This is a genomic window from Phenylobacterium sp., assembly GCF_004799515.1.
GTDB lineage: Bacteria > Pseudomonadota > Alphaproteobacteria > Caulobacterales > Caulobacteraceae > Phenylobacterium.
Genome location: NZ_SSMX01000030.1, coordinates 53,490 through 75,518, shown reverse-complemented (window position 1 = coordinate 75,518; position 22,029 = coordinate 53,490). Strand labels below are relative to the sequence as shown.

At 71.0% G+C, this 22,029-nt stretch carries 19 protein-coding genes; 7 read left to right on the top strand and 12 right to left on the bottom strand.

Annotation, left to right across the window (positions count from 1 at the left end; genetic code table 11):
- Nucleotides 1-95 precede the first annotated feature (95 nt).
- Nucleotides 96-1,316, bottom strand: coding sequence for an OmpA family protein (locus tag E8A49_RS13565; RefSeq protein ID WP_293382037.1), 1,221 nt, complete (start codon nt 1,314-1,316; stop codon nt 96-98).
- Between the two features lie 636 nt (nt 1,317-1,952).
- On the opposite strand from E8A49_RS13565, the gene E8A49_RS13560 reads away from it, so the two are divergent.
- The 5 genes from E8A49_RS13560 to E8A49_RS13540 all read left to right on the top strand — a co-directional run bounded on the left by E8A49_RS13560 (nt 1,953) and on the right by E8A49_RS13540 (nt 8,021).
- Nucleotides 1,953-2,360 carry a DUF2946 family protein gene (locus tag E8A49_RS13560; protein WP_293382034.1) on the top strand — a complete coding sequence of 136 codons (408 nt, stop codon included), beginning with the start codon at nt 1,953-1,955 and terminating at the stop codon, nt 2,358-2,360.
- Between the two features lie 81 nt (nt 2,361-2,441).
- Nucleotides 2,442-4,727, top strand: a complete 2,286-nt coding sequence (locus E8A49_RS13555) for a TonB-dependent receptor (RefSeq protein WP_293382031.1) — start codon at nt 2,442-2,444, stop codon at nt 4,725-4,727.
- A gap of 16 nt (nt 4,728-4,743) precedes the next feature.
- Nucleotides 4,744-5,229 (top strand): YcnI family protein, encoded by a 486-nt coding sequence (locus E8A49_RS13550; protein WP_293382028.1) that lies wholly within the window; start codon nt 4,744-4,746, stop codon nt 5,227-5,229.
- A gap of 14 nt (nt 5,230-5,243) precedes the next feature.
- On the top strand, nt 5,244-5,717 hold the full coding sequence (locus tag E8A49_RS13545) for a copper chaperone PCu(A)C (RefSeq protein WP_293382025.1): 474 nt from the start codon (nt 5,244-5,246) through the stop codon (nt 5,715-5,717).
- Nucleotides 5,718-5,846: 129 nt separating this feature from the next.
- On the top strand, nt 5,847-8,021 hold the full coding sequence (locus tag E8A49_RS13540) for a M13-type metalloendopeptidase (protein WP_293382022.1): 2,175 nt from the start codon (nt 5,847-5,849) through the stop codon (nt 8,019-8,021).
- 276 nt (nt 8,022-8,297) lie between these two features.
- Here E8A49_RS13540 and hisG read toward each other — a convergent pair whose 3' ends face one another.
- From hisG to E8A49_RS13505, 7 genes are all read right to left on the bottom strand, one after another.
- On the bottom strand, nt 8,298-9,251 hold the full coding sequence (gene hisG, locus E8A49_RS13535) for an ATP phosphoribosyltransferase (protein WP_293382019.1): 954 nt from the start codon (nt 9,249-9,251) through the stop codon (nt 8,298-8,300).
- Nucleotides 9,248-10,375 carry an ATP phosphoribosyltransferase regulatory subunit gene (locus E8A49_RS13530; protein WP_293382016.1) on the bottom strand — a complete coding sequence of 376 codons (1,128 nt, stop codon included), beginning with the start codon at nt 10,373-10,375 and terminating at the stop codon, nt 9,248-9,250. Before E8A49_RS13530 ends, hisG begins: the two co-directional genes overlap by 4 nt.
- Complete coding sequence (gene hisS, locus E8A49_RS13525; RefSeq protein ID WP_293382013.1) at nt 10,372-11,874, bottom strand: histidine--tRNA ligase; 1,503 nt, start codon at nt 11,872-11,874, stop codon at nt 10,372-10,374. Before hisS ends, E8A49_RS13530 begins: the two co-directional genes overlap by 4 nt.
- Nucleotides 11,875-12,139: 265 nt before the next feature.
- A complete protein-coding gene (locus tag E8A49_RS13520) occupies nt 12,140-12,733 on the bottom strand; it encodes a 2OG-Fe(II) oxygenase (protein WP_293382010.1) in 594 nt (197 codons plus the stop codon).
- On the bottom strand, nt 12,730-14,346 hold the full coding sequence (gene pgi / locus E8A49_RS13515) for a glucose-6-phosphate isomerase (RefSeq protein WP_293382007.1): 1,617 nt from the start codon (nt 14,344-14,346) through the stop codon (nt 12,730-12,732). Before pgi ends, E8A49_RS13520 begins: the two co-directional genes overlap by 4 nt.
- 27 nt (nt 14,347-14,373) lie before the next feature.
- Nucleotides 14,374-14,991, bottom strand: coding sequence for a redoxin domain-containing protein (locus E8A49_RS13510; protein WP_293382004.1), 618 nt, complete (start codon nt 14,989-14,991; stop codon nt 14,374-14,376).
- An 18-nt stretch (nt 14,992-15,009) separates the two neighbouring features.
- Nucleotides 15,010-17,115 (bottom strand): protein-disulfide reductase DsbD domain-containing protein, encoded by a 2,106-nt coding sequence (locus E8A49_RS13505; RefSeq protein ID WP_293382629.1) that lies wholly within the window; start codon nt 17,113-17,115, stop codon nt 15,010-15,012.
- Nucleotides 17,116-17,243: 128 nt separating this feature from the next.
- Here E8A49_RS13505 and E8A49_RS13500 point away from each other — a divergent pair, with 128 nt between their 5' ends.
- Nucleotides 17,244-17,636 carry an acyl dehydratase gene (locus E8A49_RS13500; RefSeq protein WP_293382001.1) on the top strand — a complete coding sequence of 131 codons (393 nt, stop codon included), beginning with the start codon at nt 17,244-17,246 and terminating at the stop codon, nt 17,634-17,636.
- Nucleotides 17,637-17,646: 10 nt separating this feature from the next.
- Here E8A49_RS13500 and E8A49_RS13495 read toward each other — a convergent pair whose 3' ends face one another.
- Nucleotides 17,647-18,438, bottom strand: coding sequence for a SapC family protein (locus E8A49_RS13495; RefSeq protein WP_293381998.1), 792 nt, complete (start codon nt 18,436-18,438; stop codon nt 17,647-17,649).
- Nucleotides 18,439-18,633: 195 nt separating this feature from the next.
- Between E8A49_RS13495 and E8A49_RS13490 the strand changes: the two genes are divergently transcribed.
- Nucleotides 18,634-19,512 carry a MaoC/PaaZ C-terminal domain-containing protein gene (locus E8A49_RS13490; protein ID WP_293381995.1) on the top strand — a complete coding sequence of 293 codons (879 nt, stop codon included), beginning with the start codon at nt 18,634-18,636 and terminating at the stop codon, nt 19,510-19,512.
- On the opposite strand, the gene E8A49_RS13485 is transcribed toward E8A49_RS13490, so the two are convergent.
- From E8A49_RS13485 to E8A49_RS13475, 3 genes are read right to left on the bottom strand one after another with little or no spacing between them, the layout of a single operon-like run.
- Nucleotides 19,509-20,039 carry a GNAT family N-acetyltransferase gene (locus E8A49_RS13485; RefSeq protein WP_293381992.1) on the bottom strand — a complete coding sequence of 177 codons (531 nt, stop codon included), beginning with the start codon at nt 20,037-20,039 and terminating at the stop codon, nt 19,509-19,511. The genes E8A49_RS13490 and E8A49_RS13485 overlap by 4 nt on opposite strands.
- Nucleotides 20,036-20,914, bottom strand: a complete 879-nt coding sequence (aguB, locus tag E8A49_RS13480; protein WP_293381989.1) for an N-carbamoylputrescine amidase — start codon at nt 20,912-20,914, stop codon at nt 20,036-20,038. Before aguB ends, E8A49_RS13485 begins: the two co-directional genes overlap by 4 nt.
- Nucleotides 20,914-21,918: an agmatine deiminase family protein gene (locus E8A49_RS13475; RefSeq protein WP_293381985.1), complete on the bottom strand. Its 1,005-nt coding sequence runs from the start codon at nt 21,916-21,918 to the stop codon at nt 20,914-20,916. Before E8A49_RS13475 ends, aguB begins: the two co-directional genes overlap by 1 nt.
- Nucleotides 21,919-22,029 lie beyond the last annotated feature (111 nt).

Sequence of the window (22,029 nt, the reverse complement as noted above, 5' to 3'; positions counted from 1 at the left end):
CGCGGGGACTAATGGGAAGGCTGTGCGCCAAAAGCAAGGAGCCCGGCCTTGCGGCCGGGCTCCCAGGTCTTTCACCGAACCGGTGAACGTCGAGATCAGAAGCTGATGTCGACGGTCGAACGGCGGTTCAGCGGTTCCTTCACGCCATCGGCGGTCGGAACGGCGAGGTTGGTCTTGCCCTTCCAGTCGACCGACAGGGCGGACTGGGACACGCCCATGCCCACCAGAGCGTCGGCCACGGCCTTCGCACGGCGTTCCGACAGGCGGATGTTGTAGGCCGCCGAACCGGAGGTGTCGGTGTAGCCGACCACGGTCACCTTGGTGGCGTGGCCGCCCGAGGCGTAGTTCGCGGCTTCCTGCACCACCGCCTGGGCTTCCGGCGTCAGGATGTACTGATCGAACGGGAAGTAGACGATGAACTGCTTCGCCTCATAGGCCGGCGGAGGCGGCGGCGGAGGCGGAGGCGGCGGAGGCGGCGGGGGAGGCGGCGGCGGGGGAGGCGGCGGCGGAGGCGGAGGAGGCGGCGGCGGAGGCGGCGGAGCCGCGAACGAATACCGCAGGCCCAGCGTCAGCGAGTCGTCCTTGTAGCGGCCCTGGAAGTTACCCGGCTGCAGCGCGCCGCTGCCCACCGAGGTGAAGGTCGCCGGCGACGTGCCCTGATACCGGTAGGTCAGGTCGACGTTCAGGCGGTCCATGACCTTGTAGGAAAGGCCCGCGATCGCCTGATAGGCGAACACCGTCTGGTTGTCGTTGACCTGCAGAGTCTGGATGGCCGGGTTGGCGCCGCCGGCGGGCGTCACCGTGCCGGAGACGTTGGAGAACTGGCCGAAGGTGGTCAGGTCGAGGTTCTGGGCGCCGATGCCGAAGCCGATGAACGGATCGACGATCCAGTGCGGGCCAATGTCATAGATGACGTTGACCATGAGCGACCACGGCTCGATCTTGCCTTGCGGCGAGCCGCAGGCCGGGGCCGCGGCGGTGCGCAGCACGTTGGGATCGCAGAGGCCGAACACGGCTTGGTTGCTGCCGCCCAGGACGTTGCGCAGGTTGCCCGGGCGATAGCCGCCTTCGAGCTCGACCCGCCAGTTGTCGGCCACCTGATAGCCGAGGCGCAGGAAGGCGGTGTAGTCGGTGTCCTGGTTGAACCGCCAAATATACTGGTTGCCGTTGGCCGCCAGATTCGACGAATTCAGCTGCATGCCTTCCGGCCAGTGGTAGCCGATGTCGGCCGCACCATACCAACCGGTTTCGGCTGAGGCGCCAGACGCGGCGAACACCGCCGCCATGGCGGCCCCTGCCAGGAGTTTGAACTTCATAATCAGAGCCCTCTCATTGCCCTAGAGCTGCGGCCTATTGACCCAGCTTTTCTTATATCAAGGCCCGGAGATTGCGTAAGTGTCACCGAAGCCACACTCGAACCTCAATCTCTCGGACCCGCGAACCTTGACCGGACGCTATACGACGTTCACCCACGGGATCAACAACAGGTGCGAAGTCGATCCGCGGCGTTCTCAGGAAGCTGGCGCGCCCGGCGTTTCCGCCAGCCCCTCATTTGCTTGACCAAGACATCCCAGAGGCCAGGCCGGGGCACATCGCCCGTTCGCTGGCTTCTAGCAAGAACCTTGGAATAACTTGTAAATTTGCAATTTCGCCGCAGTCGGACGCCGCGAAGATCGATCCGCGCTGCGGATTCGCCTTCTGGCGCCGGATTTCCGACCGCGCTACGCGCTTCTAGCCCCCTCAACTGACTCGCGCCCCATACTGCGCTGACCCTGCAACGTAGACGGCGCCGCTTAGTTCCAACCACAGGTGGAATACGGACCAAATTCCGGCGCCGTCCCGGCGCCTTTCAGGCAGGCGAATCGTCGAGCTTCCGACAGTAAACGTCATAGGCCCGGGCCGCGACGGCGCGCCCGCTTGAGAATTCGCGAGGGCGGCTGTAGTGACCGCCCATGCCGCCGGCCCCCAACGCCAAGCACGACCGACGCGCGCTCGCCGCGCTGTTAGCGGTCTTCGCCCTGCTGGTCCAGGCGCTGATCCCCGCCGCCGCGGCCGCCGCGCCGGGCGCCGCGGGGGCCCTGACCCTCTGCACGGCGACCGGCACGACGATAGTTTCCGCGGCTGGCCCCGAATCGCATCCGGGCCCGGCCCACAAGGGGTTCGGCGGCCTGCCCTGCCAGGATTGCCTGAGCGCGGCCATGGCCGCCATCGCCGCGGCCCCGGCGCTCGGCGTCCGGCCCGTCGCCTACGAGACGGCCCGAGTCGAGCACATCAGCACCGCCGGCTTCATCGCGCCGCGCGCCCGCGCCCCGCCGCGCCCGCCGGGCCAGGGCCCGCCCGCTTCCCCGCAAAACGCCTGACCCGCCGCGCGGTCCCTTGAGGCCGCGCGAACTGACGTTTCGAGCCGCCGCCCAGCCCGGCGGCTCGGGGGACCGCATGCCATGAAGAGCTTCCTGCTGAGCGGCGCCTGCGCGCTCGCGCTCGCCACCGCCGCCCGCGCCGACGAGGCGCCGGCCAATTCCACCGTCTCCCAGGTCGTGGTGACCGCCCCGTCGCCGCTCGGCGACCTGAGCAATGTCCCGACCACCACGGCCAGCCTCACCGCCGACCAGATCGCCGCCACGGTCAATGTGGTGACGCCGGAGGACGCTCTGCGTTACTTGCCGGACATCCTGATCCGTGAGCGGCACATCGGCGACACCCAGTCCCCGGTCACCACCCGCACCTCGGGCGTCGGCGCCTCGGCCCGCAGCCTGATCTATGTGGACGGGATGCTGATATCCTCGCTGATCGGCAACAACAACACCTCGGCCTCACCGAAGTGGGGCCTGGTCGCGCCGGACGCCATCGACCGGGTCGACGTGCTCTACGGCCCCTTCGCGGCCCAGTACGCCGGCAACTCCATCGGCAGCGTCATCGCCTTCACCACCCGCATGCCCAAGGCTTTCGAGGCCACGGTCGAGGCGCAGGGCGCGGTCCAGTCGTTCGCCAAGTACGGCGACGACGCCACCTACGGGACCAGCCGCTTCGCCGGGGACCTGGGCGACCGGCTGGGGGCCCTGGCCTTCCGGCTGAGCTACAACCACCTGGACAGCCACGCCCAGCCGCTGACCTACGCCACCGCGACCGTCCCCGGAGCCCTCAGCACGATGGGCCTGCCGGTCACCGGCGCCTTCAGCGACGCCAGCCGCACCGGCGCGCCGATCGTGGTCCTGGGCTCCATGGGCCTCGAGCATCAGGTCCAGGACAATCTGTCGGGCCGGGCGACCTACGATCTGACGCCCACGCTCACCGCCGCCTACAGCTTCGGCCTGTTCCACAACGACGACGACGCCGGCGTGAACAGCTATCTGCGCGACGCCGGCGGCCAGCCGGTCTACGCCGGGACGGTCAACATCGTCGGGCGCGCCTATACGCTGGCCGACAGCGCCTTCTCCAACGGCGTCTACGACCTGGAGGAGCTGGACCTCGCCCAGGGGCTGTCGCTCACCTCCCACACGGGCGGCGTCTTCGACTTCGCGCTGATCGCCACCAGCTTCGACACCCTGAAGAGCCGCCAGCGCATGCCCTCCGGCGGCCTGCCCGCGGCCTTCTCCGGCGGCCCGGGGACCAGCACCTCGCTCGACGGCACCGGCTGGTTCACATTGGACGCCAGCGGGACCTGGCGGCCGCCGGGGAGCCGCAACGTCGTGACCTTCGGCGCCCACGACGACGGCTTCAAGCTGAACAATCCCAAATATGCTCTGGGCGATTGGATCGACGGGTCGGCCGGCCAGACGCTGACCTTCAGCCGCGGGCGGACCGAGACGCAGGCGCTGTGGCTGCAGGACGCCTGGAGCGTCACCTCCCAGGTCACCGCGACCCTCGGCGCCCGCTACGAGCACTGGCGCGCCTACGACGGGCTGAACCTCTCCGTCGCCCCGCCGCTGGACACGGTCCAGCCGTCGCTGAAGAAGGACGCCGTCTCGCCCAAGGCCACCCTCGCCTACGCGCCGTCGCCGGACTGGATCCTCAAGGCCTCCGTCGGCGTCGCCTACCGCTTCCCGACGGTGACCGAGCTCTACCAGGCGATCACCACTGGAACGCTGCTTTCCGTTCCCAATCCGGACCTGCGGCCCGAGCAGGCCTTCTCCTCCGAGATCTCGGCGGAGCGCCTGTGGACCGGCGGCAGCGTGCGGGTGTCGCTGTTCGACGAGCGCATCCACAACGCCCTCTTGTCGCAGACCGCGCCCCTGCTGCCCGGCTCGACCAGCCTGTTCAGCTTCGTGCAGAACGTCGACCGCACCCACGCCACGGGGATCGAGGTGGTCGCCGACCGCAAGGACGTCTTCGTTCAGGGCCTGGAGCTCTCCGGCTGGGCGACCTACGTGGTGGCCAAGACCGACAGGGACCCGGCCTTCCTGGCGGCCCAGGGCAAGGACGAGCCGCAGCTGCCGCGCCTGCGGGCCGCGGCGGTCGTCTCCTACGCCTGGACGCCGAAGGTCGATCTCAGCCTGGCGGCCCGCTACAGCGACCGCGCCTTCGCGACCATCGACAACAGCGATCCCTACGCCAACACCTACCAGGGCTTCGGCGGCTACTTCGTCGCCGACGCCCACCTGCGCTACCGGGTCAACCCGCACCTGACCGCCGACGTCGGCGTCGACAACCTGGGCGGCCGTTCGTACTTCCTGTTCCACCCGTTCCCGCAGCGCACGGTCATCGCCGACCTGAAGTACAGTTTTTGAACCTGGGATTCGCACCATGAAATTCGCTCTCGCCGCCGCCGCGATCCTGGCCGCCTCGGCGGTCCAGGCGCAGGCCCACGTCACCGCCGAACCCCGCGAGGCCGCCGCCGGCGCCACCCAGGAGGTGCGCTTCCGGGTCGGGCACGGCTGCCACGACACCGCGGCCACCACGGCGCTGCGCGTGGAGATGCCGCCGGGGCTGGCGTCAGCCCGGCCGCAGCCCAAGCCCGGTTGGACGCTCGCCATCGCCCATCGGCCGGACGGGACGGCGGGCGCGATCACCTGGACCGGAAGCCTGCCCGGCGACCAGTTCGACGACTTCGCGGTCCTCGTGCGCCTGCCCGCCACGGAAGGGCCGATCTACTTCCCGGCCGTGCAGACCTGCGGGGCGGAGGAGGAGCGCTGGACGGATATCCCCGCCGCCGGCGCCGGCGCGCCATCCCATCCCGCGCCCTCGCTGCGCCTCGGTCCCGCCGCGCCAGACGGCGGCCATCATCATTGAGTAAGCTCCCACCCATGAAACGCGCCCTCATCGCCGCCGCCGTCACGGTCCTCGCCGCCGCCCCGCTCAGCGCCTTCAGCGCCGGGACCCTGGAGGTCCTGCAGCCCTGGAGCCGCCCCGCCGTCGCCGGGACCACCGGCGTGGGCTACATGGTTCTGGCCAATCACGGGCGCAGCCCGGACGCCCTGGAGAAGGTGGAAAGCCCCATCGCCGCGCGGGTCGAGATGCACTCCAGCGCCATGGCCGGCGGGATCATGACCATGGAGAAGCAGGACAAGGTCGCCGTGCCCGCCGGCGGCCGGACCACCTTTGGCCCCGGGGCCTATCACCTGATGCTGATCGGCCTCACCAAGACCCTGAACCCGGGCGACCGGGCCCCGGCCACCCTTACCTTCGCCAGCGGCGCCAGGCTGAAGGTCGCCTTCGTGGTCAGCGCCGGCATGGGCCCGCCGCCCGTGGCCGCGCCCACGCCCGGGGCGAACCGCTAGACGCGCGTGGCGGACCGCTCGTCGCGTGGTCTCCCGCCACCCCAGTTCCTGACCAAAATGTAACACCCTCGCGCCGCCTTTGCGGGGCATGGTCACGTCACATCAACCTCTCGAAAGAGCCTCTGCAAGATGAAGACCCATTGGCTCGGCGCGGCTGCCGCCGCCGCCCTGCTCGCCCCCCTGTTCGCCTCCGGTCCGGCGCTCGCCGAGCCGCCGACCCCGGACCAGACGACGGCCCAGGCTCCGGCGAAGGCGCCCGCCCCCAAGAAGAAAGCCGTCAAGGCCAAGGCCCCGGCCAAGCCCGCCCCGGCTCAGACCGCCATCGCCGCGCCAGCGCCCGACCTGTCCAAGGCGCCGCGCCTGGGAGCGTGGGGCTTCGACCTCGCCGGCCGCGACACCTCTGTGGCCCCTGGCCAGGACTTCTTTCAGTACGCCAACGGCGGCTATGAGAAGACGCTGGTCATCCCCGCCGACCGCACCAGCTTCGGCGCCTTCGTGGTCCTGAACGACTTGTCGCAGGCCCGCCTGCACGTCCTCCTGGACAAGGCCGCCGCCGACCGCGGCGCGGCCGGCGACCAGGGCAAGGTGGGCGCGCTCTACCGCAGCTTCATGGACGAGGCGAAGGTGGACGCCCTGGGCGCCAAGCCGCTGGCCGCCGACCTCGCCGCCATCAAGGCCGAGACCGGCAAGGCCGATGTGGCCCGCGCCATGGGCCGGTCGCTGCAGGTGTTCGGCGGCTCGATCTTCGCGGCGTCCGTCCAGGTCGACGGCAAGGACCCGGACCACTACGCGGTCTATCTGAACCAGGCGGGTCTCGGCCTTCCCGACCGCGACTATTACCTGGAGGCCAGCTTCGCCAAGCAGAAGGCCGCCTATGAGACCTATGTCGGCAAGATGCTGACGCTCGCCCATTGGCCGCAGCCGGCGGTCAACGCCAAGGCGATCGTCGCCCTGGAGACCGAGATCGCCAAGGCCTCCTGGACCAAGGCCGAGCAGCGCGACGACAACAAGATGTACAACCCCTATGAGACGGCGAAGCTCGCCGACCTCGCGCCGGGCTTCGACTGGTCCGCCTTCATGACCGGCGCGGGCCTGACCAAGGCGGCCCGGGTCGTGGCCCAGGAAAACACCGCCTTCCCGAAGATCGCGGCGATCTACGCCAAGACGCCGCTGGCGACGCTCAAGGCCTGGCAGGCCTTCACCCTGGTCGACCAGGCCGCGCCCTATCTCTCCAAGCCCTTCGACGAGACCCATTTCGCCTTCCGCGGCACGGCGCTGACCGGCCAGGTCAGCCAGCGGCCCCGCTGGAAGCGTGGGGTGAACGTCGTGGACGGCCAGATCGGCGAGGCCCTGGGCCGCGTCTACGTCGACGCCTACTTCCCGCCGGGGAGCAAGGCCAAGGCGGTCGCCCTGGTGGACGACATCCGCACCGCCATGAAAGGCCGCATCGAGCGCCTGGACTGGATGAGCCAGCCCACCAAGACCAAGGCCCTGGAGAAGCTGGCGGCCTTCACCGTCAAGATCGGCTACCCGGACAAGTGGCGCGACTATTCCGGCCTGACCGTCAAGGACGACGACCTCTACGGCAACATCAACCGCGCCTCGACCTTCGACTGGGACTTCCGGGTGGGACGCCTGGGCGGCCCGGTGGACAAGGCCGAGTGGGGCATGACCCCGCCTACGATCAACGCCTACTACAACCCGAGCGGCAACGAGATCGTCTTCCCGGCCGCCATCCTGCAGCCGCCGTTCTTCGATCCGGACGGTGACCCGGCGGTCAACTATGGCGCCATCGGCGGGGTGATCGGCCACGAAACAACCCACGGCTTCGACGACCAGGGCCGCCACTACGATGGGTCCGGACGGCTGACCGATTGGTGGACGGAGGAAGACGCCAAGAAGTTTGAGGCCGAGACGGTCAAGCTCGGCAAGCAATACGGCGCCTTCGAGGTGCTGCCGGGCGCCAGGATCAACGGCGACCTGACCATGGGCGAGAATATCGCCGACCTCGGCGGCCTCCTGCTGGCGCTCGACGCCTACCACGCCTCCCTGCACGGCCAGCCGGCGCCGATCGTCGACGGCCTGACCGGCGACCAGCGGGTGTTCCTGGGCTGGGCCCAGGTGTGGCGCGGCAAGACCCGCGACGATGCGCTGCGTCAGCTGCTGGTCTCCGACCCGCACTCGCCGGAGCGCGCGCGGGTGGACGTGCCGATGCGCAATATCGACGCCTTCTACGCGGCCTTCGGGGTCAAGCCGGGCGACGCCATGTATGTGGCGCCGGCCGATCGGGTGCGGATCTGGTGATTTCTGACGAAACCGTCAAAATATGACCGGGGGCAAAATTTTGGCCCGTTGCGGGGGATAATCGCAACGGGCCTTATTTTGAGCAGTCGCTCCGATAGAGCGGGCGTTTCCTCCCCGAAACGCCGGAGATCCAAGGTCTTGCGCCTAGGTGCCTCTCGCGAAGGGAAGAGAGGGCAATTTTTGACCCGAGTCAACGCCCGCACCGGCCCCAATCGGCAAGATGCGATCAGTTTTTCGCGAGCCAGGGGAATTCTGGGCCGATTTTTGACGAGTCAGTCAAAGAACTCGGTGTTTCAACGCGGTAAACGCCGGGCTCTCCACCTCGAAGACGAATTCCGGCCGCGACACCGTCACGGGGCCAAGGCCCGCCGCGGTCAGCGCCTGCGCCGCCCCCGCCGCGCGGCCGGCCTCGATCATCAACCCGTTCGGCCGCCGCAGGGCGCCATCGGCGACCAGGCGCTCGACCGCCGCCGTCTCGGCGGCCGCGCCGGTGGCCGGCCAGACCAGGGTGGCGCTGGCGATCGCCGCGGCTCGGGCCTCGACCGTGCGCAGCAGGCGTTCGGCCGTGGCCAGATGATCGGCGCTCCACACGGCCTTCAGGCTGGCGGCGAGCTGCGCCTGGCTCCTCAGGATCAGGCCGTCCGACAGCACCTTCAGTCCGTTGGCGGCGAGAGTCGCACCGGTGGTGGTGATGTCCACCACCAGCTCCGCCGCGCCGGAAGCCGGCGCGCCCTCGGTCGCGCCGCCCGATTCGGTTATCCGGTAGTCGACCACGCCGTGGCGGGCGAAGAAGCTGCGGGTCTGCGCAAGGTACTTGGTGGCCACCCGCATGCGCCGGCCGGTGCGTGCGAGGTAGTCGTGCGCCACCTCCTCCAAGTCGGCCATGGTGTCGACGTCCAGCCAGCTCTTCGGCGTGGCCACCACCAAGTCGGCGCGGCCGAAGCCCAGGGGTCTTAGGAGAAGGGCGCGCGCGTCCAGGTCGCCACGCTCCCGCAGCAGGTCCTCGCCGGTGACGCCGAGGTGCGCCTCACCGGCGCCCAGGGCCTCGGCGATGTCGCCGGCCGACAGCAGGCGCACCTGCGCGCCCGGCAGGCCCTTCAGGCCGGCCAGGTAGCCGCGCGCGCCGCCGCTGACCGCCAGGTCCAGGCCGCAGTCGCCCAGCCACTCCTCGACCTGTTCCTTCAGGCGGCCTTTCGAGGGGATGGCGATGATCAGCTCGGTCTCGCTCACGCCTCGCCTCCCGCGAAGGCGCGCCAGGGCCGCACGACACAGCCCACCGCCCGCGCCTGCGCCGGCCCGCCGAGCCGCGCCAGGAGGCCGTCGTAGCGGCCGCCCGACGCCACCGGCCGATCCGGCCCTAGGACGTCGCTCAGCACCTCGAAGGTCAGGCCGTCGTAGTAGTCGAAGGCGTGGCCAAGCGCCGGCGCGAAGCGCATCCGCGCGGCGGGAATGTCGGCGAGCGTCGCCAGCCGCGCGTCCCAGTCGGCCAGGGCGGCCGAGAGCGCCTCGCCCGCGCCCGCCAGGCGTCGCACAGCGTCCAGGCCCTCAGCCGGCGCGGCGCTGATCGCCATGTAGGCGTGGATGGCGGCGGCCTGAGTCTCGGTCAGCGCCGGCGCCTCGGCCTCGGCGGCGCGGCGCACCAGGCGTGCGGCGACCTCGCCCGGCCCGCGCCCCCCCACCGGCTCGACGCCGGCCAACGCCCAGACTTCCTCCAGCAAGGCCGCGGCGCGGGCCTGCGGCAGGTCGGCCAGCAGGGCCGCCAGCTCGCCGCCGCCGCGCGCGGCGGGCTCGTGACCTGCGCGGGCCAGTTCGGCGGCCAGAAGGCGCGGCCGGCCGGCCACCCGGGTCAGCCGCGCGGCCAACGCCTCGGGCAAACCCAGCGAGGCGATGAAGGCCGAAAACAGCCCGACGTCGCCCAGCCAGAGCGTCAGGTCCTCGCGCCCACCGGCCGCCGCCGCGCGCCAGGCGAGGCCCGCCACCTCGGCGTCGGCCTCAACCGTCGATCCGCCCGCCGGCGCGAACAGCTCCACGCCGAGCTGCAGGAACTCCTCGGCGCGCTCGCCCTTGGGCGCGGAGCGGAAGGCCGGGCCTTCGTAGATGTACCGTCCGGACGCCGCGCCGCCCTCGAGGTGCTGGCGCGCCACGGCGACGGTGAAGTCGGGGCGCAGGCAGGTCTCCGCGCCGCCCTCGGCCTGCACGACGAAGAGCCGCGCGCGCATGGCCTCGCCGGCGAGGTCGAGCAGCAGGTTGAGCGGCTGCAGGATCGGCGCATCGACCGGCGTCGCCCTGGCCGGCGCGAGCGCGTCACGGATCGCCGCCAGCGCCGCGGACGGAACGGCGGGCTCGACCCTCACGCCGCGCCTCCGCCCGCTTGGGCGTCGACGATGCGCCGCACGGCCGCGACCAGCTCGGCGCGGGGCGCGGTGAGCTGGCCAGGGCGCTCGGCGCGCCAGGCGGCGTTGTCGGTGACCCCGGCGGCAAGTTCGCGGCCAAGATCGAGGTCCTTCAACGTCACCGTTCCGGCGGCGAACTCATCGCCGCCGATGATCACGGCGACCGGCGAGAGCCGTCTGTCCGCATACTTCATCTGCGGGCGCATGCCGGAGGTTCCGAGGTAGACCTCCGCGGCGATACCGGCGGCGCGCAGCTCGCCAGCCACGGCCATGTAGTCGGCCATCCGCGCCTGATCGAGCACCAGCACCACCACTGGCCCCCGCGCATCGGCGGCCAGGTCGCGGCCCGCCGCCTTCAGCGCCGCCGCCAGGCGGGTGACGCCGAAGGAGAAGCCGGTGGCCGGCGTGCGCTCGCCGGTGAAGCGGGCCACCAGGTCGTCGTAGCGGCCGCCCCCGCCGATCGAGCCGAACCGCATCGGCTGGCCGCGCTCGTCCGTCGTCTGAAGGAGCAGCTCCGCCTCGAAGACCGCGCCGGTGTAGTATTCCAGTCCACGCACCACCGCAGGATCGAAGGCCGCGCGGTCGGGGCCGACGCCCAGGCCGCTCAGCGCCGCGTCGATGGCCGCCAGTTCCGCCAGCCCCTCGTCGCCCTCCGCCGATCCTCCGACCACGTTGGCGAGCGCCGAAAGCGTCGCGCTGCGGTCACCCGCCCCGGCCGCGGTGAAGGCCAGCACCCGTTCGGCCGCCGCCGCGCTCAGGCCCGCGCCCTTGGTGAAGTCGCCGGACTCGTCCTTGCGCCCCTCGCCCAGCAGCAGGCGCACCCCGTCCGGACCCAGGCGGTCCAGCTTGTCGACCGCGCGCAGCACGGTGAGCTTTTGCGCTTCACTGGCGACGCCCGCGGCGCTCATAAGGCCGTTGAGCAGCTTGCGGTTGTTGATCTTCACCACCGCCGAGCCGGCCGGCAGGCCCGCGGCCTCCAGGCCCGCCACCGCCATGGCGATGATCTCCGCGTCGGCTTCCGGCCGCGCCGAGCCCACGGTGTCGGCGTCGCACTGCCAGAACTCGCGGTAGCGGCCGGGGCCCGGCTTCTCGTTGCGCCACACCGGCCCGAAGGCGTAGCGGCGGAACGGCTTGGGCAGACTTTCCCAGTTTTGGGCGGCGAAGCGGGCGAGCGGCGCGGTCAGGTCGTAGCGCAGCGCCATCCACTGGTCGTCGTCGTCCTGCAGGGCGAAGACGCCCTCGTTCGGCCGGTCCGCGTCCGGCAGGAACTTGCCCAGCGCATCGGCGTATTCGAACGCCCCGGTGTCCAGGGCCTCGAAGCCGTGCCGCTCATAGACCTCGGCCACGGCGGACAGGATTTTCCGCTCGGCCGCCAGGTCGCGGGCGCGGCGGTCGATGAAGCCGCGCGGCGAGCGGGCTTGCGGCCGGGCGGGGCTCGAAGGAACGGCGTCGTCGGTCATGGGCCCGCGCTTAGCCGTTGGCGGGCCGCTGCTCAAGGAAGGCTTTGGGGAAGTTGGATCGTCCATGGTCGTGTCCGGTTGAAGGGAAGCGACGGACGAGGCCGATGATCGAGCCCCGTCCGCGTCGGCGGGGCTCGGAAGGGACGCTCTTAAGCCAAGCGATCCCGGTCCGGACCCGCGAAGGTCGGATGGCGATGGTGGCCTTGATGGTGCGCGGAACCGCTCATGGGCGGCGGCTATAGCGAAGGATCGTGAACAAAGGAAGTCAGCCGGCGGGGCCGGCGTCGGCCGGCATGGTCTTGAACATCAGGGTGATGCGCAGGTCCGAACGCCGCCGCGACATGGGCCGGGCCACGTGCGGGATGGTCCCGGAGAAGATCGCCAGCCGGTTCGGCTTCGGATAGATCGCCGCCACGATCTCGTCGCCCGATGCGTTGAACAGCAGGGTCTCGCCCGCGAAGTCGGGCTCCCAGGCGGGATGCGGATAGTAGATGGCGGTCAGGTGGCTCTCGATGTTGGAGTCCAGGTGCAGGCCGCCCTCGACGCCGCCGGACATGGCGTTGGCGTAGCAGCGCGACAGGGCTTGGCCCTGCAACGGCCCCTTCCGCAGGGCCTTCCACATCTCGCCCACGATCGGGGCGGTCGCCAGCAGCTCCGTCTCGATGGCGGCCAGGTCGCGCGCCTCGCGCCCGTCGTTCCGGTAGCCGGCGAAGTGCTTGTAGAAGTAGCGGTCGGCCTCCGGCCCCTGGGCGGAGAAGCCGCCGTAGGTCCAGCCGCCCTGGTTGAGGAACGCCCAGACGGCGGCGTGCTCCGGCGGCGGCAAGAGGTTGTCGAAGACCGTGACCTTCGGTCCGCTCATCCCTTGAGCTTCCCGATCAGGCGGGCGGTGGACGGGTCGTGGGCGCCGGCCGCGCCGCCGTCCAGTTCGCCGAGCACCCGGGTGGCCAGCGTCTTGCCCAGCTCCACGCCCCACTGGTCGAAGCTGTTGATCTCCCAGAGCACGCCCTCGACGAAGGTCTTGTGCTCGTAGAGCGCCAGGAGGGCGCCTAGATGCTGCGGGTCCAGCCGGTCCATCAGGACGAAGGCCGAAGGCCGATCGCCGGGGAAGGTCCGCTGCGGAGCCAGGGTGTCGATCTCCGCGGCGGGAAGGCCCTTGGCGGCCAGTTCGGCGCGGACGGCCGCCTCGCTCTTGCCGACCATCAGGGCCTCGGCCTGGGCGATGACGTTGGAGAGCAGGATCCGCTGGGCCGCCGGATCGCCCTCGGCGGCGTGGCGCACGGCGATGAAGTCCGTGGGGATGACGTCGGTGCCCTGGTGCATCAGCTGGAAGAAGGCGTGCTGCACATTGGTGCCGGCGTCGCCGAACACCGCTTGGGCGGTGTGGTGGGCGACGGGCTGGCCCAGCGCGGTCACCTGCTTGCCGTTCGATTCCATCTCCAGCTGCTGCAGGTAGGTGGGCAGGAGGTGCAGGCGCTGGGCGTAGGGCACCACGGCGCGGACCGGCCGACCGAGGCCGTTGCGGTTGAAGATGTGCGCGAGCGCCAGCAGCGCCGGCGCGTTGCGCTCCAGCGGCGCGCTCTGGAAATGGGCGTCCATCGCCGCCGCGCCGGCCAGCATGGCCTCGAACGCTTCGGGTCCCAGGCCGATCACGCAGGACAGGCCCACCGGCGACCAGACCGAATAGCGCCCGCCCACCCAGTCGCCGAAGCCGAAGACGTGCTCGTCCGGCACGCCGAAGGCTGCGGTCTCCTTCAGCGCCGCGGACACCGCGACCAGGTGTGCGTCGCCCGCCGGCCCGAGCGCCGCGCGCAGCCAGTCGCGGGCCGCCTTGGCGTTGGTCATGGTCTCCTGGGTGGTGAAGGTCTTGGAGACGACGACCACCAGGGTCTCGGCGGGGTCCAGGCCATGCAGGGCGAAGGCCAGGTCGGCGGGGTCGACGTTCGCGACGTAGCGGACCTCGATCTCAGGATCGAGGGGCCGTAGCGCCTCCCAGACCAGCCGCGGGCCGAAATCCGAGCCGCCGATGCCGATGTGGATGAGCTTCCTGAACGGCTTGCCAGTGGCGCCCTTGTGCGCGCCGGACCTGATGCCATTGGCGAAGGCCGCCATGCGGCCGCGCATAGCCTCCACCTCGCCGGAGACTGGCTGGCCCTGCGCCTTGAAATCCGACCCGCGCGGCGCGCGCAGCGCCATGTGCAGGGCGGCGCGGTGTTCGGAGCTGTTGACCGGCTCGCCGGCGAAGAACCGTTCGCGCGCGGCCTCGACGCCCCCGGCCTTGGCCAGCGCCAGGGCGGCGTCGAGGTCGGCCAGCGACCAGGGCTGTTTGGAGAGGTCGAGTTCCAGGTCCGCGGCCTCGACGACGAGGCGCTTCAGACGCTCCGGCTCGGCGTCGAACAGCGAGGCGATGCGGCGCGGCCCCGCCGCCTTGGCGGCTTCGGTCAGGCGCGCCCAGGCGGCGGTCAGGTCGGACAAGCGCTTTCCCTCGAATTTGGCTCAGGCCTATTCGGCCGAGTTGTATTTCACGCTGCAGCCATAGGGTTGCGAGACCGGTGTGGCCACCGGCCGCCCGGCCTTGAGGTCGGCTAGCGCCAGGGCGACATAGGGCTTGGCCCCCTTCAGGCTCTCGGGATCGGCGTAGGGCCGGTCGTCGATGCCGCCCATGTAGGCGATGCGGCCGGCCTTATCGATGACGAACATGTGCGGGGTGTTCTTGGCCCCGTATTCGCGGCCGATCTTGCCGGCGCCGTCGAGCAGGATGGCGGTGCCCGCCCAATGCTCCTTGGCCGCCCAGGCCTGGGCGGTCTTACCGGTGAAATAGCCCTGCATGTCGGGCGCCGAGGACGACACCGTCAGCCAGACCACGCCTTCGGCAGTCTCCTTCTTCTGCAGGGCCTGCATGGTGCCGGAACCATAGTGCTTGCCGACGTAGGGGCAGCCGGAATTGGTCCACTCCAGGACCACGGTCTTGCCGGCGAAGTCGGAGAGCGAACGCTCGTGGCCCTGGGCGTCCAGCGCCTTGAACGGCGGCGCGGGCTGCCCGAGCTGCGGCTCGGCGAAGGCCGGCGCGGCCAGTCCCAGACAGACGGCGGCGGCGAGAAGCGAGCGGCGGGCGATCATCGCAAGGCTCCTTATACTCTAGTGGCGGTCGGCGGCCTCGACGGCTTTGACCACGATGTCGGGCGTCAGGATCGACGGCAGGATAACGCCCTCGCCGCCGTTGGTTCCATAGACCAGGTAGAGCGGCACGCCGGCCCGGCCATGGCTGGCCAGTTCGGCGGCGATAGCGCCATCGCGCTTGGTCCAATCGGCCTTCAAATAGGCGACCTTATGGCGGGCGAAGGCCTGGGCGACGGCGTGGGTCGACAGCGCCACCTTGTCATTGACCTGGCAGGAGACGCACCAGGCGGCGGTGTAGTTGACGAACACCGGCCGGCCCTCGGCGCGCAGGGCGGCGACGCGGGCGGGGCTGTAGGGCTCGGTCTGCAGCTCGGCGGCCTCGTCCTGCGGCCAGACCACGGTGGCGACCGCCAGGGCGGCCAGGACGCCCGCGCCGGCGGTGAGGATCACCGGCTTGCCGCCCAGGGCGGCGCGGCGCTGGGCCAGGCCCGCGAGCCAGGCAGCCAACGCCACCACCACGGCGGCGGCGAACAGCTTGGCGAGGTCGTCCGCGCCGGCCTGCTGAGCCAGCACCCAGGCCAACCAGGCGGCCGCCCCGTACATCGGGAAGGCCAGCGCTTTGCGGAACAGCTCCATCCACGCGCCGGGCTTCGGCAGGCGGGACAGCAGGCCCGGCGCGAAGGCGACCAACACGAACGGCGCTGCGAAGCCGATCCCCAGCGCCAGGAAGACCACCAACGCCGCGACCGGCGGCTGGGTCAGCGCCCAGCCGAGCGCCGGGCCCATGAAGGGCGCCGTACAGGGCGCCGCCACCACCACCGCCAGCGCGCCGGTGAAGAAGGCGCCCAGCGCGCCGCCCCGGCTCGCCAGGCCAGAGCCCGCGCCTTGCAGGGAGGTCCCGACCTCGAACAGGCCGGAGAGGTTGAGCGCCACCGCCAGCATCAGGAGGCAGAGCACCGCCACCACCGGCGGCGACTGCAGCTGGAAGCCCCAGCCCACGGCCGAGCCCGCCGCCTTCAGCGCGATCAGTCCGCCGGCCAGCGCCAGGAAGGTCAGCACCGAGCCCGCGCCGAACGCCAACCCTTGCGTCCGCGCCTCGGCGTGGCTCTCGCCGCCGCCGTGGCCGGCCAGGGACGCGGCCTTCATGGCCAGGATCGGGAAGACGCAGGGCATCAGGTTGAGGATCAGCCCGCCCAGGACGGCGAACAGCGCCGCCGCGGCCAGGCCCAGGTTGTCGCCGCCCTGGCCTTCAGCGGCCGGCGGCCCGAGGCCCGAGGCCCCCGGCGGCGGCGCGCCCGGCGCGGCGGTCAGCTCATAGGCCTTGCCGCCGGCCTCCAGCACGCCTGCGACGCTGGCCGGGGCCTTGCCGCCCTGGAAGCCGTAGCCGGGCGCCAGCGTGAGCGTCAGGCCGTCGGGGCCGCGCTCGATCGCCTGCGGCTTGGCGTGGTCGATGACGGTGGAGTCGAAGGGGAAGAAATAGGCCTGGGCCAACTCCGCGCCCTTCAGGGCCGCGCCGGTGATGGCCAGCGCCACGCCGCCGGGCCGGGGCTGGAAGACCGCCGCCAGGGCCGCGGGCTTGGGCGCGGCGGCCAGGGTGTCGGCGATCGGCTTGGCCCAGGTCGGGTCGGGCGCGGCGGGGCCGGCGGTGACCGGCAGGGTCAGGCTGAGGTCGTCGTCCTCCGGCACGCAGATCTCGGCGCAGACCAGGAAGGAGGCCTTGGCCTTCAGCGTGACCTTGTCGCCGACCTTGGCCGAGGCGGGTGCGGTGATCGCCACCGGCAACAGCACCTCGCCCTCGTAGCCGTAGTTCATCAGCGGGCCGACCGGCAGTTTCCGGGGCGCGGGCCAGGTGAAGTCGCCCGCCTGCCAGCCGGCCGGCAGGTCCCATTTGATCCGTGTGGCCTCGCCGCTGTCGCCGGAGTTGCGCCAATAGGTGTGCCAGCCCTTCTGGATCTGCTGGCGCAGCGCGACGCGGACGGTCCCGCCGGGGGCGACGCCCTGCTGGTCGGCGACCAGTTGGGCGGTGACGTGCTTGGCCAGGCCCTCCGGCTGCGCCGCCGCCGGAAACGCCGCCATCTGGAGCGCCATGACCAAGGCCAGCGCCAGACCTGCCAGGATCCGCATCATCCGCTCATCTTCCCCGACGTCATGGGCGGCTATATGGCCTGCCTTGGGCCTCGGCGCAAAGCGAGGCTCGACTTGCGCTCGCGAGCGGCCTCATCATCGCCGAATCCATTGGGGAATCGCGCGCCGTGCCAGCGTCCTTCGACGATATCCAGATCGGCCAGGTGGTGTCCCTGGGCGCCGCCGCCATTGAGGCCGAGACGCTGGCCCAGTTCATCAAGGGCTTCACCCCCGGCTGGGCCGCCGAGCGCGGCGCGCCGGACGCCATGGTCTATGCGATCTGGGCGCGGCTGGACGCGGTGGCCCACACCGACTGGCCGCAGACCAAGCGCTTGGGGGTCGATGCGCTCCGCTGGGTGCGCAATCCGCCGGCTGGCGAGCTGCTGCGCGGACGCATGACCATCATGGCCAAGGACCCGGTGGGCGAGGGCAAGGGCATCGTCATCGCCCAGCACGACCTCCTGGACGAGGCCGGCCGGCTGGTCTTCTCGTGCCTGACGCGGAGCGTCTTCGCCCGCTGAGGCCGCCGCTTCAGGCGTTGGCGGCGATCTCCTGCTGCGCCTGGCGGGCCAGGGTCAGCGCCACCAGCCGGTCCCAGCCCAGGAGCGAGACCAGGTGGGCATAGATCTGCGGCAGGGCGCCGTTGTCGCGCAGCTCGATGTACTTCTCCGCCGGCAGCTTCACGAGCTTCTCCTCGGAGACCCCGAAATATTCCGCGATCTTCTGCGGCTCGGCCGGCGTGCCGTCCGGGTTCGCCGGGGTGAAGCTGGCGACCTTGGATTCGAACAGGTCGAGATCCTTCAGGAGCTGGACGAAGCTTGCAGTCCGCTGCCGCTCGGTCTCGAAGCTGTTGCAGAAGTCGATGCAGTTCTTGGTGTACGAGCTGGCTTGGCCGTCCGCCTCGAAGAAGGGCATGTCCCAGCCGCTGTCGACGATGAACTCGGCGGCGCGGTCGACGCACAACACCATCTGCTTGGCCTGGTCGTCGTTGGCGAAGATGAACGGATAGCGGCGCACGTAGGCCGGGATGTAGACGCCCGCCTCGAACAGGCCGTCGTCGCGCACGTAGATGTTGTGGCCGGCGTTCAGGCCCATGACCAGGATCGGCAGCTTCTCCTCGCCCACGAAGATGATCGGGCCGGTGGCGACCGCCGGCGGAAACTCGCCCACGGTCAGCGGCACGGCATGGCCCACCTTCGCGAAGCCGAAGGGGCCGTCCATGTTCTTCACCCCCATGCCGCGATGCGTCTCCGGCGAGAGCGGCTCGGGCTGCTGGTAGAAGAGGACGTTGCCGGAGATGCCGGACGTGGCGGTGGTCGTCATATCGCGCCTTCGAGGTCGAGGAGGAGCCGCGGGCCGGATGCCGTCCGCGCGGGAAGTCGCCTCCTCTAGCCGATCAGCCGCCGGCCCGCAAATCGCCTGCCTGGCCGCTTGCGCCGCTCCGGGCGAGGGGCTTTGATCCCGGCATTGTTCTTACGGCCGACAGAGCCGACCCCATAGGTTCCTGAGGAGATCGCCATGCCCATTTTCTATCCCGACGTGCTGGAGCAGGGCGCCAAGCCGCGCACCTTCAGCTACGGCGACAAGGACGTGATGCTCTACGCGCTCGGCATCGGTCTGGGTCACGACCCGATGGACGAGACCGAGCTGGCCTTCGTCTATGAGAAGGGCCTGAAGGTGGTGCCGACGGCGGCCACGGTGCTCGCCTCCGGCGCCGGGCGCGGCGAGGCGCTGCCGACCAAGGAGGGCCATCGGCCCAGCCAGCCCAACTACCTGATGCTGGTGCACGGCGAGCAGAAGGTGGAGTTGCACAAGCCGCTGCCCACCAGCGGGACCTTCACCACCGAGAGCCGCACCATCGGCGCCTTCGACAAGGGGAAGGACAAGGGCGCGGTGCTCCTGAACCAGACCACCTGGAAGGACGAGAGCGGCGCCCTGGTGGCGACGCTGACCGGCTCCAGCTTCTGCCGCGCCGACGGCGGGTTCGGCGGCCCATCCGAAGGTCAGCCGGAGCCGCATCCGATCCCCGGCCGCAAGCCGGACCTGTCGGTGGACATCGCCACCCGCGAGGACCAGGCCCTGCTCTATCGGCTGAACGGCGACCGCAACCCGCTGCACTCCGATCCGGAAAGCGCCAAGCGCTCGGGCTTCCCGCGGCCGATCCTGCACGGGCTCTGCACCTACGGCATCACCTGCCGCGCGGTGCTGCAGGCGATCACCGGCTACGACCCCGACCAGATCGCGAGCCACCAGGCGCGGTTCTCCGCCCCGGTCTTCCCCGGCGACACGATCACCGTCGACCTCTGGAAGGACGGCAAGGAGATCTCGTTCGAGGCCCGCGTGCAGGCGCGCAACGCCACCGTGATCAAGAACGGCCTGACGGTGCTGCGGTCCTAGGGCCGCTTCGCCACATAGACGATGTGCCGGCGCAGCGGGTGGTCCGTCGCCAGCGACGGGTGATCGAAGTCGCGGTCGGCGGCGCGCCGCATGCTCAGCCGCTGCATCACGGCCTGGGAGCGAAGGTTCGTCTCGCCGGTGTAGGCGAAGATCTCTTCGACGCCCGGCCGGGCGAAGCCGTCGGCCAGCACGGCGCGCGCCGCCTCGACCGCATAGCCTGAGCCCCAGGCGTCGGGCGCCAGGGCCCAGCCGATCTCCAGACCCTGTGGGATGTCCTCCACGACGGGTGAGGACGCCAGACCGCAATGGCCGATCAGCCGCCCGTCGGCCTTGCGCTCGATGGCGAGCCGCCCCAGCCCGGTCTCCGCGAGGCTCGCGGTGAAGCGGTCGACCCGCTCATAGGCCTGCTGGCGGCTGAAAGGCCCGCCCAGCCATCGGCCAACCTCGGGGTCGATCATGATGTCGGCGTAGGGCTCCCGGTCGGCGTCCGACCAGCCGCGCAGGATGAGGCGTTCAGTCTCGATCAAGCCGGCCGGCCCTGGGTCAGCGCCCCATAGAGGTCCGGGCGGCGGTCGCGGAAGAATCCCCAGGCGGCGCGGTGGGTCTTCAGGAAGTCGAGGTCGAACTCGGCGACCAGCGCGCCCTCGTCCTCGCGCCCGAAGGCCTGCACCAGGTCGCCGCGGTGGTCGGCGATGAAGCTGGAGCCGTAGAACAGCTGGCCGCCGTTCGGATAGTTGTCCCAGGCCTCGAAGCCGGTGCGGTTGGCGCCGATCACCGGGATCACGTTGGAGACCGCATGGCCCTGCATGGCGCGGCGCCAGGGCGCGGCGGTGTCCAGGCTGGGATCGTGCGGCTCCGAGCCGATGGCGGTGGGATAGAACAGCGCCTCGGCGCCCATCAGCGCCATGGCGCGCGCGGCCTCCGGATACCACTGGTCCCAGCAGATGCCGACGCCCAGGCGGCCGAAGCGGGTGTCCCAGACCTTGAAGCCAGTGTCGCCGGGCCGGAAGTAGTACTTCTCCATGTAGCCCGGCCCATCGGGGATATGGCTCTTGCGATAGACGCCCAGCAGCGAGCCGTCGGCGTCGGCCATCACCAGGCTGTTGAAGTAGTGCGGCCCCTCGCGCTCGAAGATCGAGATCGGCAGCACCACGCCCAGTTCGCCGGCCAGCGGGGCCAGCGCCGTGACGCAAGGGTGCTCGCGCCAGGGATGGGCCTCGGCGAACCAGCGCTCCTCCTGGGCGACGCAGAAGTAGGGCCCCTGGAACAGCTCCGGCGGTAGGATCACCTGGGCGCCGCGGGCGGCGGCCTCGCGGATGTGGCCTTCGACGGCCTTGATGTTGGCCGCCAGGTCCAGGCCGAAGGGCGCCTGGATCGCGGCGGCGGTCAGCGTGCGCGGCATCAGGCGGGCTCCTGCTGGCTGATGCAGTGGAAGGAGCCGCCGCCGGTCAGGATGGCGTGGGACGGAAGCCCGATCACCTCGCGGCCGGGGAACAGGTGCTCCAGGGCCTCGACGGCGAAGCGGCCGGGCGCCTCGGCGTAGATCGGGACGATGACGGCCTTGTTGGCGATCAGGAAGTTCATGTGGCTGGCCGGGGCGGCCTTGCCTTCATCGCCATCGATCCAGCCGGGCGACGGGATGCGCATCACCTCCAGCTTGCGGCCCGAAGCGTCGGTCATCCCCTGCAGCCGGCGCGCGGCGTCATCGTAGGCCGCCGCGTTGGGATCGCCGCGGCCGAAGGCGACCGGACAGGCGACCACGCCCGGCGCCACGAAGCGCGCCAGGTTGTCCACGTGGCCGTCGGTGTGGTCGTTGGCCAGGCCCTCGCCCAGCCACAGCACCTTCCGCGCCCCGAAGGCCTGGGCGAAGGCGGCCTGCGCCTTCGCGTCGGTCCAGCCGGGATTGCGGTTGGCGTTCAGCACGCACTGGCCGGTGGTCAGCACCGTGCCTTCGCCGTCGTGGTCGACCGCGCCGCCTTCCAGGATGAAGTCGTGGGCGACCAGCGGGACGCCCGAGGCCTCGGCGATCTGGGCGGCCACGGTGTCGTCGTGCGCCAGCTGGTACTTGCCGCCCCAGCCGTTGAAGCGGAAGGCCAGCGCGACGTCGCCGTCCGGCCGCTTGGCGAAGATCGGGCCGGTGTCGCGCAGCCAGATGTCGCCAAAGGCGCCAGGGACGATCTCGATCCCCTCGACGCCGCCCAACTGGGCGCGAGCGTCCGCCTCGCCCTCCGCCGAGCCGGTCATCAGCCGCACCCGTTCCCCGCCCGGGCCGGCCAGGGCGCGGGCCAGCGCCCCCACCTCGGCCTGGGCGGCCGGCAGGTCGTCCTCCCACAGCTCCGCATGGCTGGGGAAGCCCAGCCACATGGCGCGGTGCGGCGCCCATTCGGGCGGTACGGTGACGGTCATCCCAGACTCCAATTTTAGGAGACGCGCGCAGATGGTCCGCTGGGGCCGGGCCGTCAAGGACCCGCGTAGACGAAAGGGGCGGCCCGCACGCGGGCCGCCCCAGAACCTCCG

Coding starts and splice junctions, on each gene's coding strand:
- E8A49_RS13555 (WP_293382031.1), top strand. CDS start 2,442: ATGAAGAGCTTCCTGCTGAGCGGCGCCTGCGCGCTCGCGCTCGCCACC.
- E8A49_RS13520 (WP_293382010.1), bottom strand. CDS start 12,733: ATGAGCGGACCGAAGGTCACGGTCTTCGACAACCTCTTGCCGCCGCCG.
- E8A49_RS13510 (WP_293382004.1), bottom strand. CDS start 14,991: ATGATCGCCCGCCGCTCGCTTCTCGCCGCCGCCGTCTGTCTGGGACTG.
- hisS (WP_293382013.1), bottom strand. CDS start 11,874: ATGACCGACGACGCCGTTCCTTCGAGCCCCGCCCGGCCGCAAGCCCGC.
- E8A49_RS13545 (WP_293382025.1), top strand. CDS start 5,244: ATGAAACGCGCCCTCATCGCCGCCGCCGTCACGGTCCTCGCCGCCGCC.
- E8A49_RS13540 (WP_293382022.1), top strand. CDS start 5,847: ATGAAGACCCATTGGCTCGGCGCGGCTGCCGCCGCCGCCCTGCTCGCC.
- E8A49_RS13565 (WP_293382037.1), bottom strand. CDS start 1,316: ATGAAGTTCAAACTCCTGGCAGGGGCCGCCATGGCGGCGGTGTTCGCC.
- E8A49_RS13495 (WP_293381998.1), bottom strand. CDS start 18,438: ATGACGACCACCGCCACGTCCGGCATCTCCGGCAACGTCCTCTTCTAC.
- E8A49_RS13550 (WP_293382028.1), top strand. CDS start 4,744: ATGAAATTCGCTCTCGCCGCCGCCGCGATCCTGGCCGCCTCGGCGGTC.
- E8A49_RS13505 (WP_293382629.1), bottom strand. CDS start 17,115: ATGCGGATCCTGGCAGGTCTGGCGCTGGCCTTGGTCATGGCGCTCCAG.
- E8A49_RS13560 (WP_293382034.1), top strand. CDS start 1,953: ATGCCGCCGGCCCCCAACGCCAAGCACGACCGACGCGCGCTCGCCGCG.
- E8A49_RS13475 (WP_293381985.1), bottom strand. CDS start 21,918: ATGACCGTCACCGTACCGCCCGAATGGGCGCCGCACCGCGCCATGTGG.
- aguB (WP_293381989.1), bottom strand. CDS start 20,914: ATGCCGCGCACGCTGACCGCCGCCGCGATCCAGGCGCCCTTCGGCCTG.
- E8A49_RS13490 (WP_293381995.1), top strand. CDS start 18,634: ATGCCCATTTTCTATCCCGACGTGCTGGAGCAGGGCGCCAAGCCGCGC.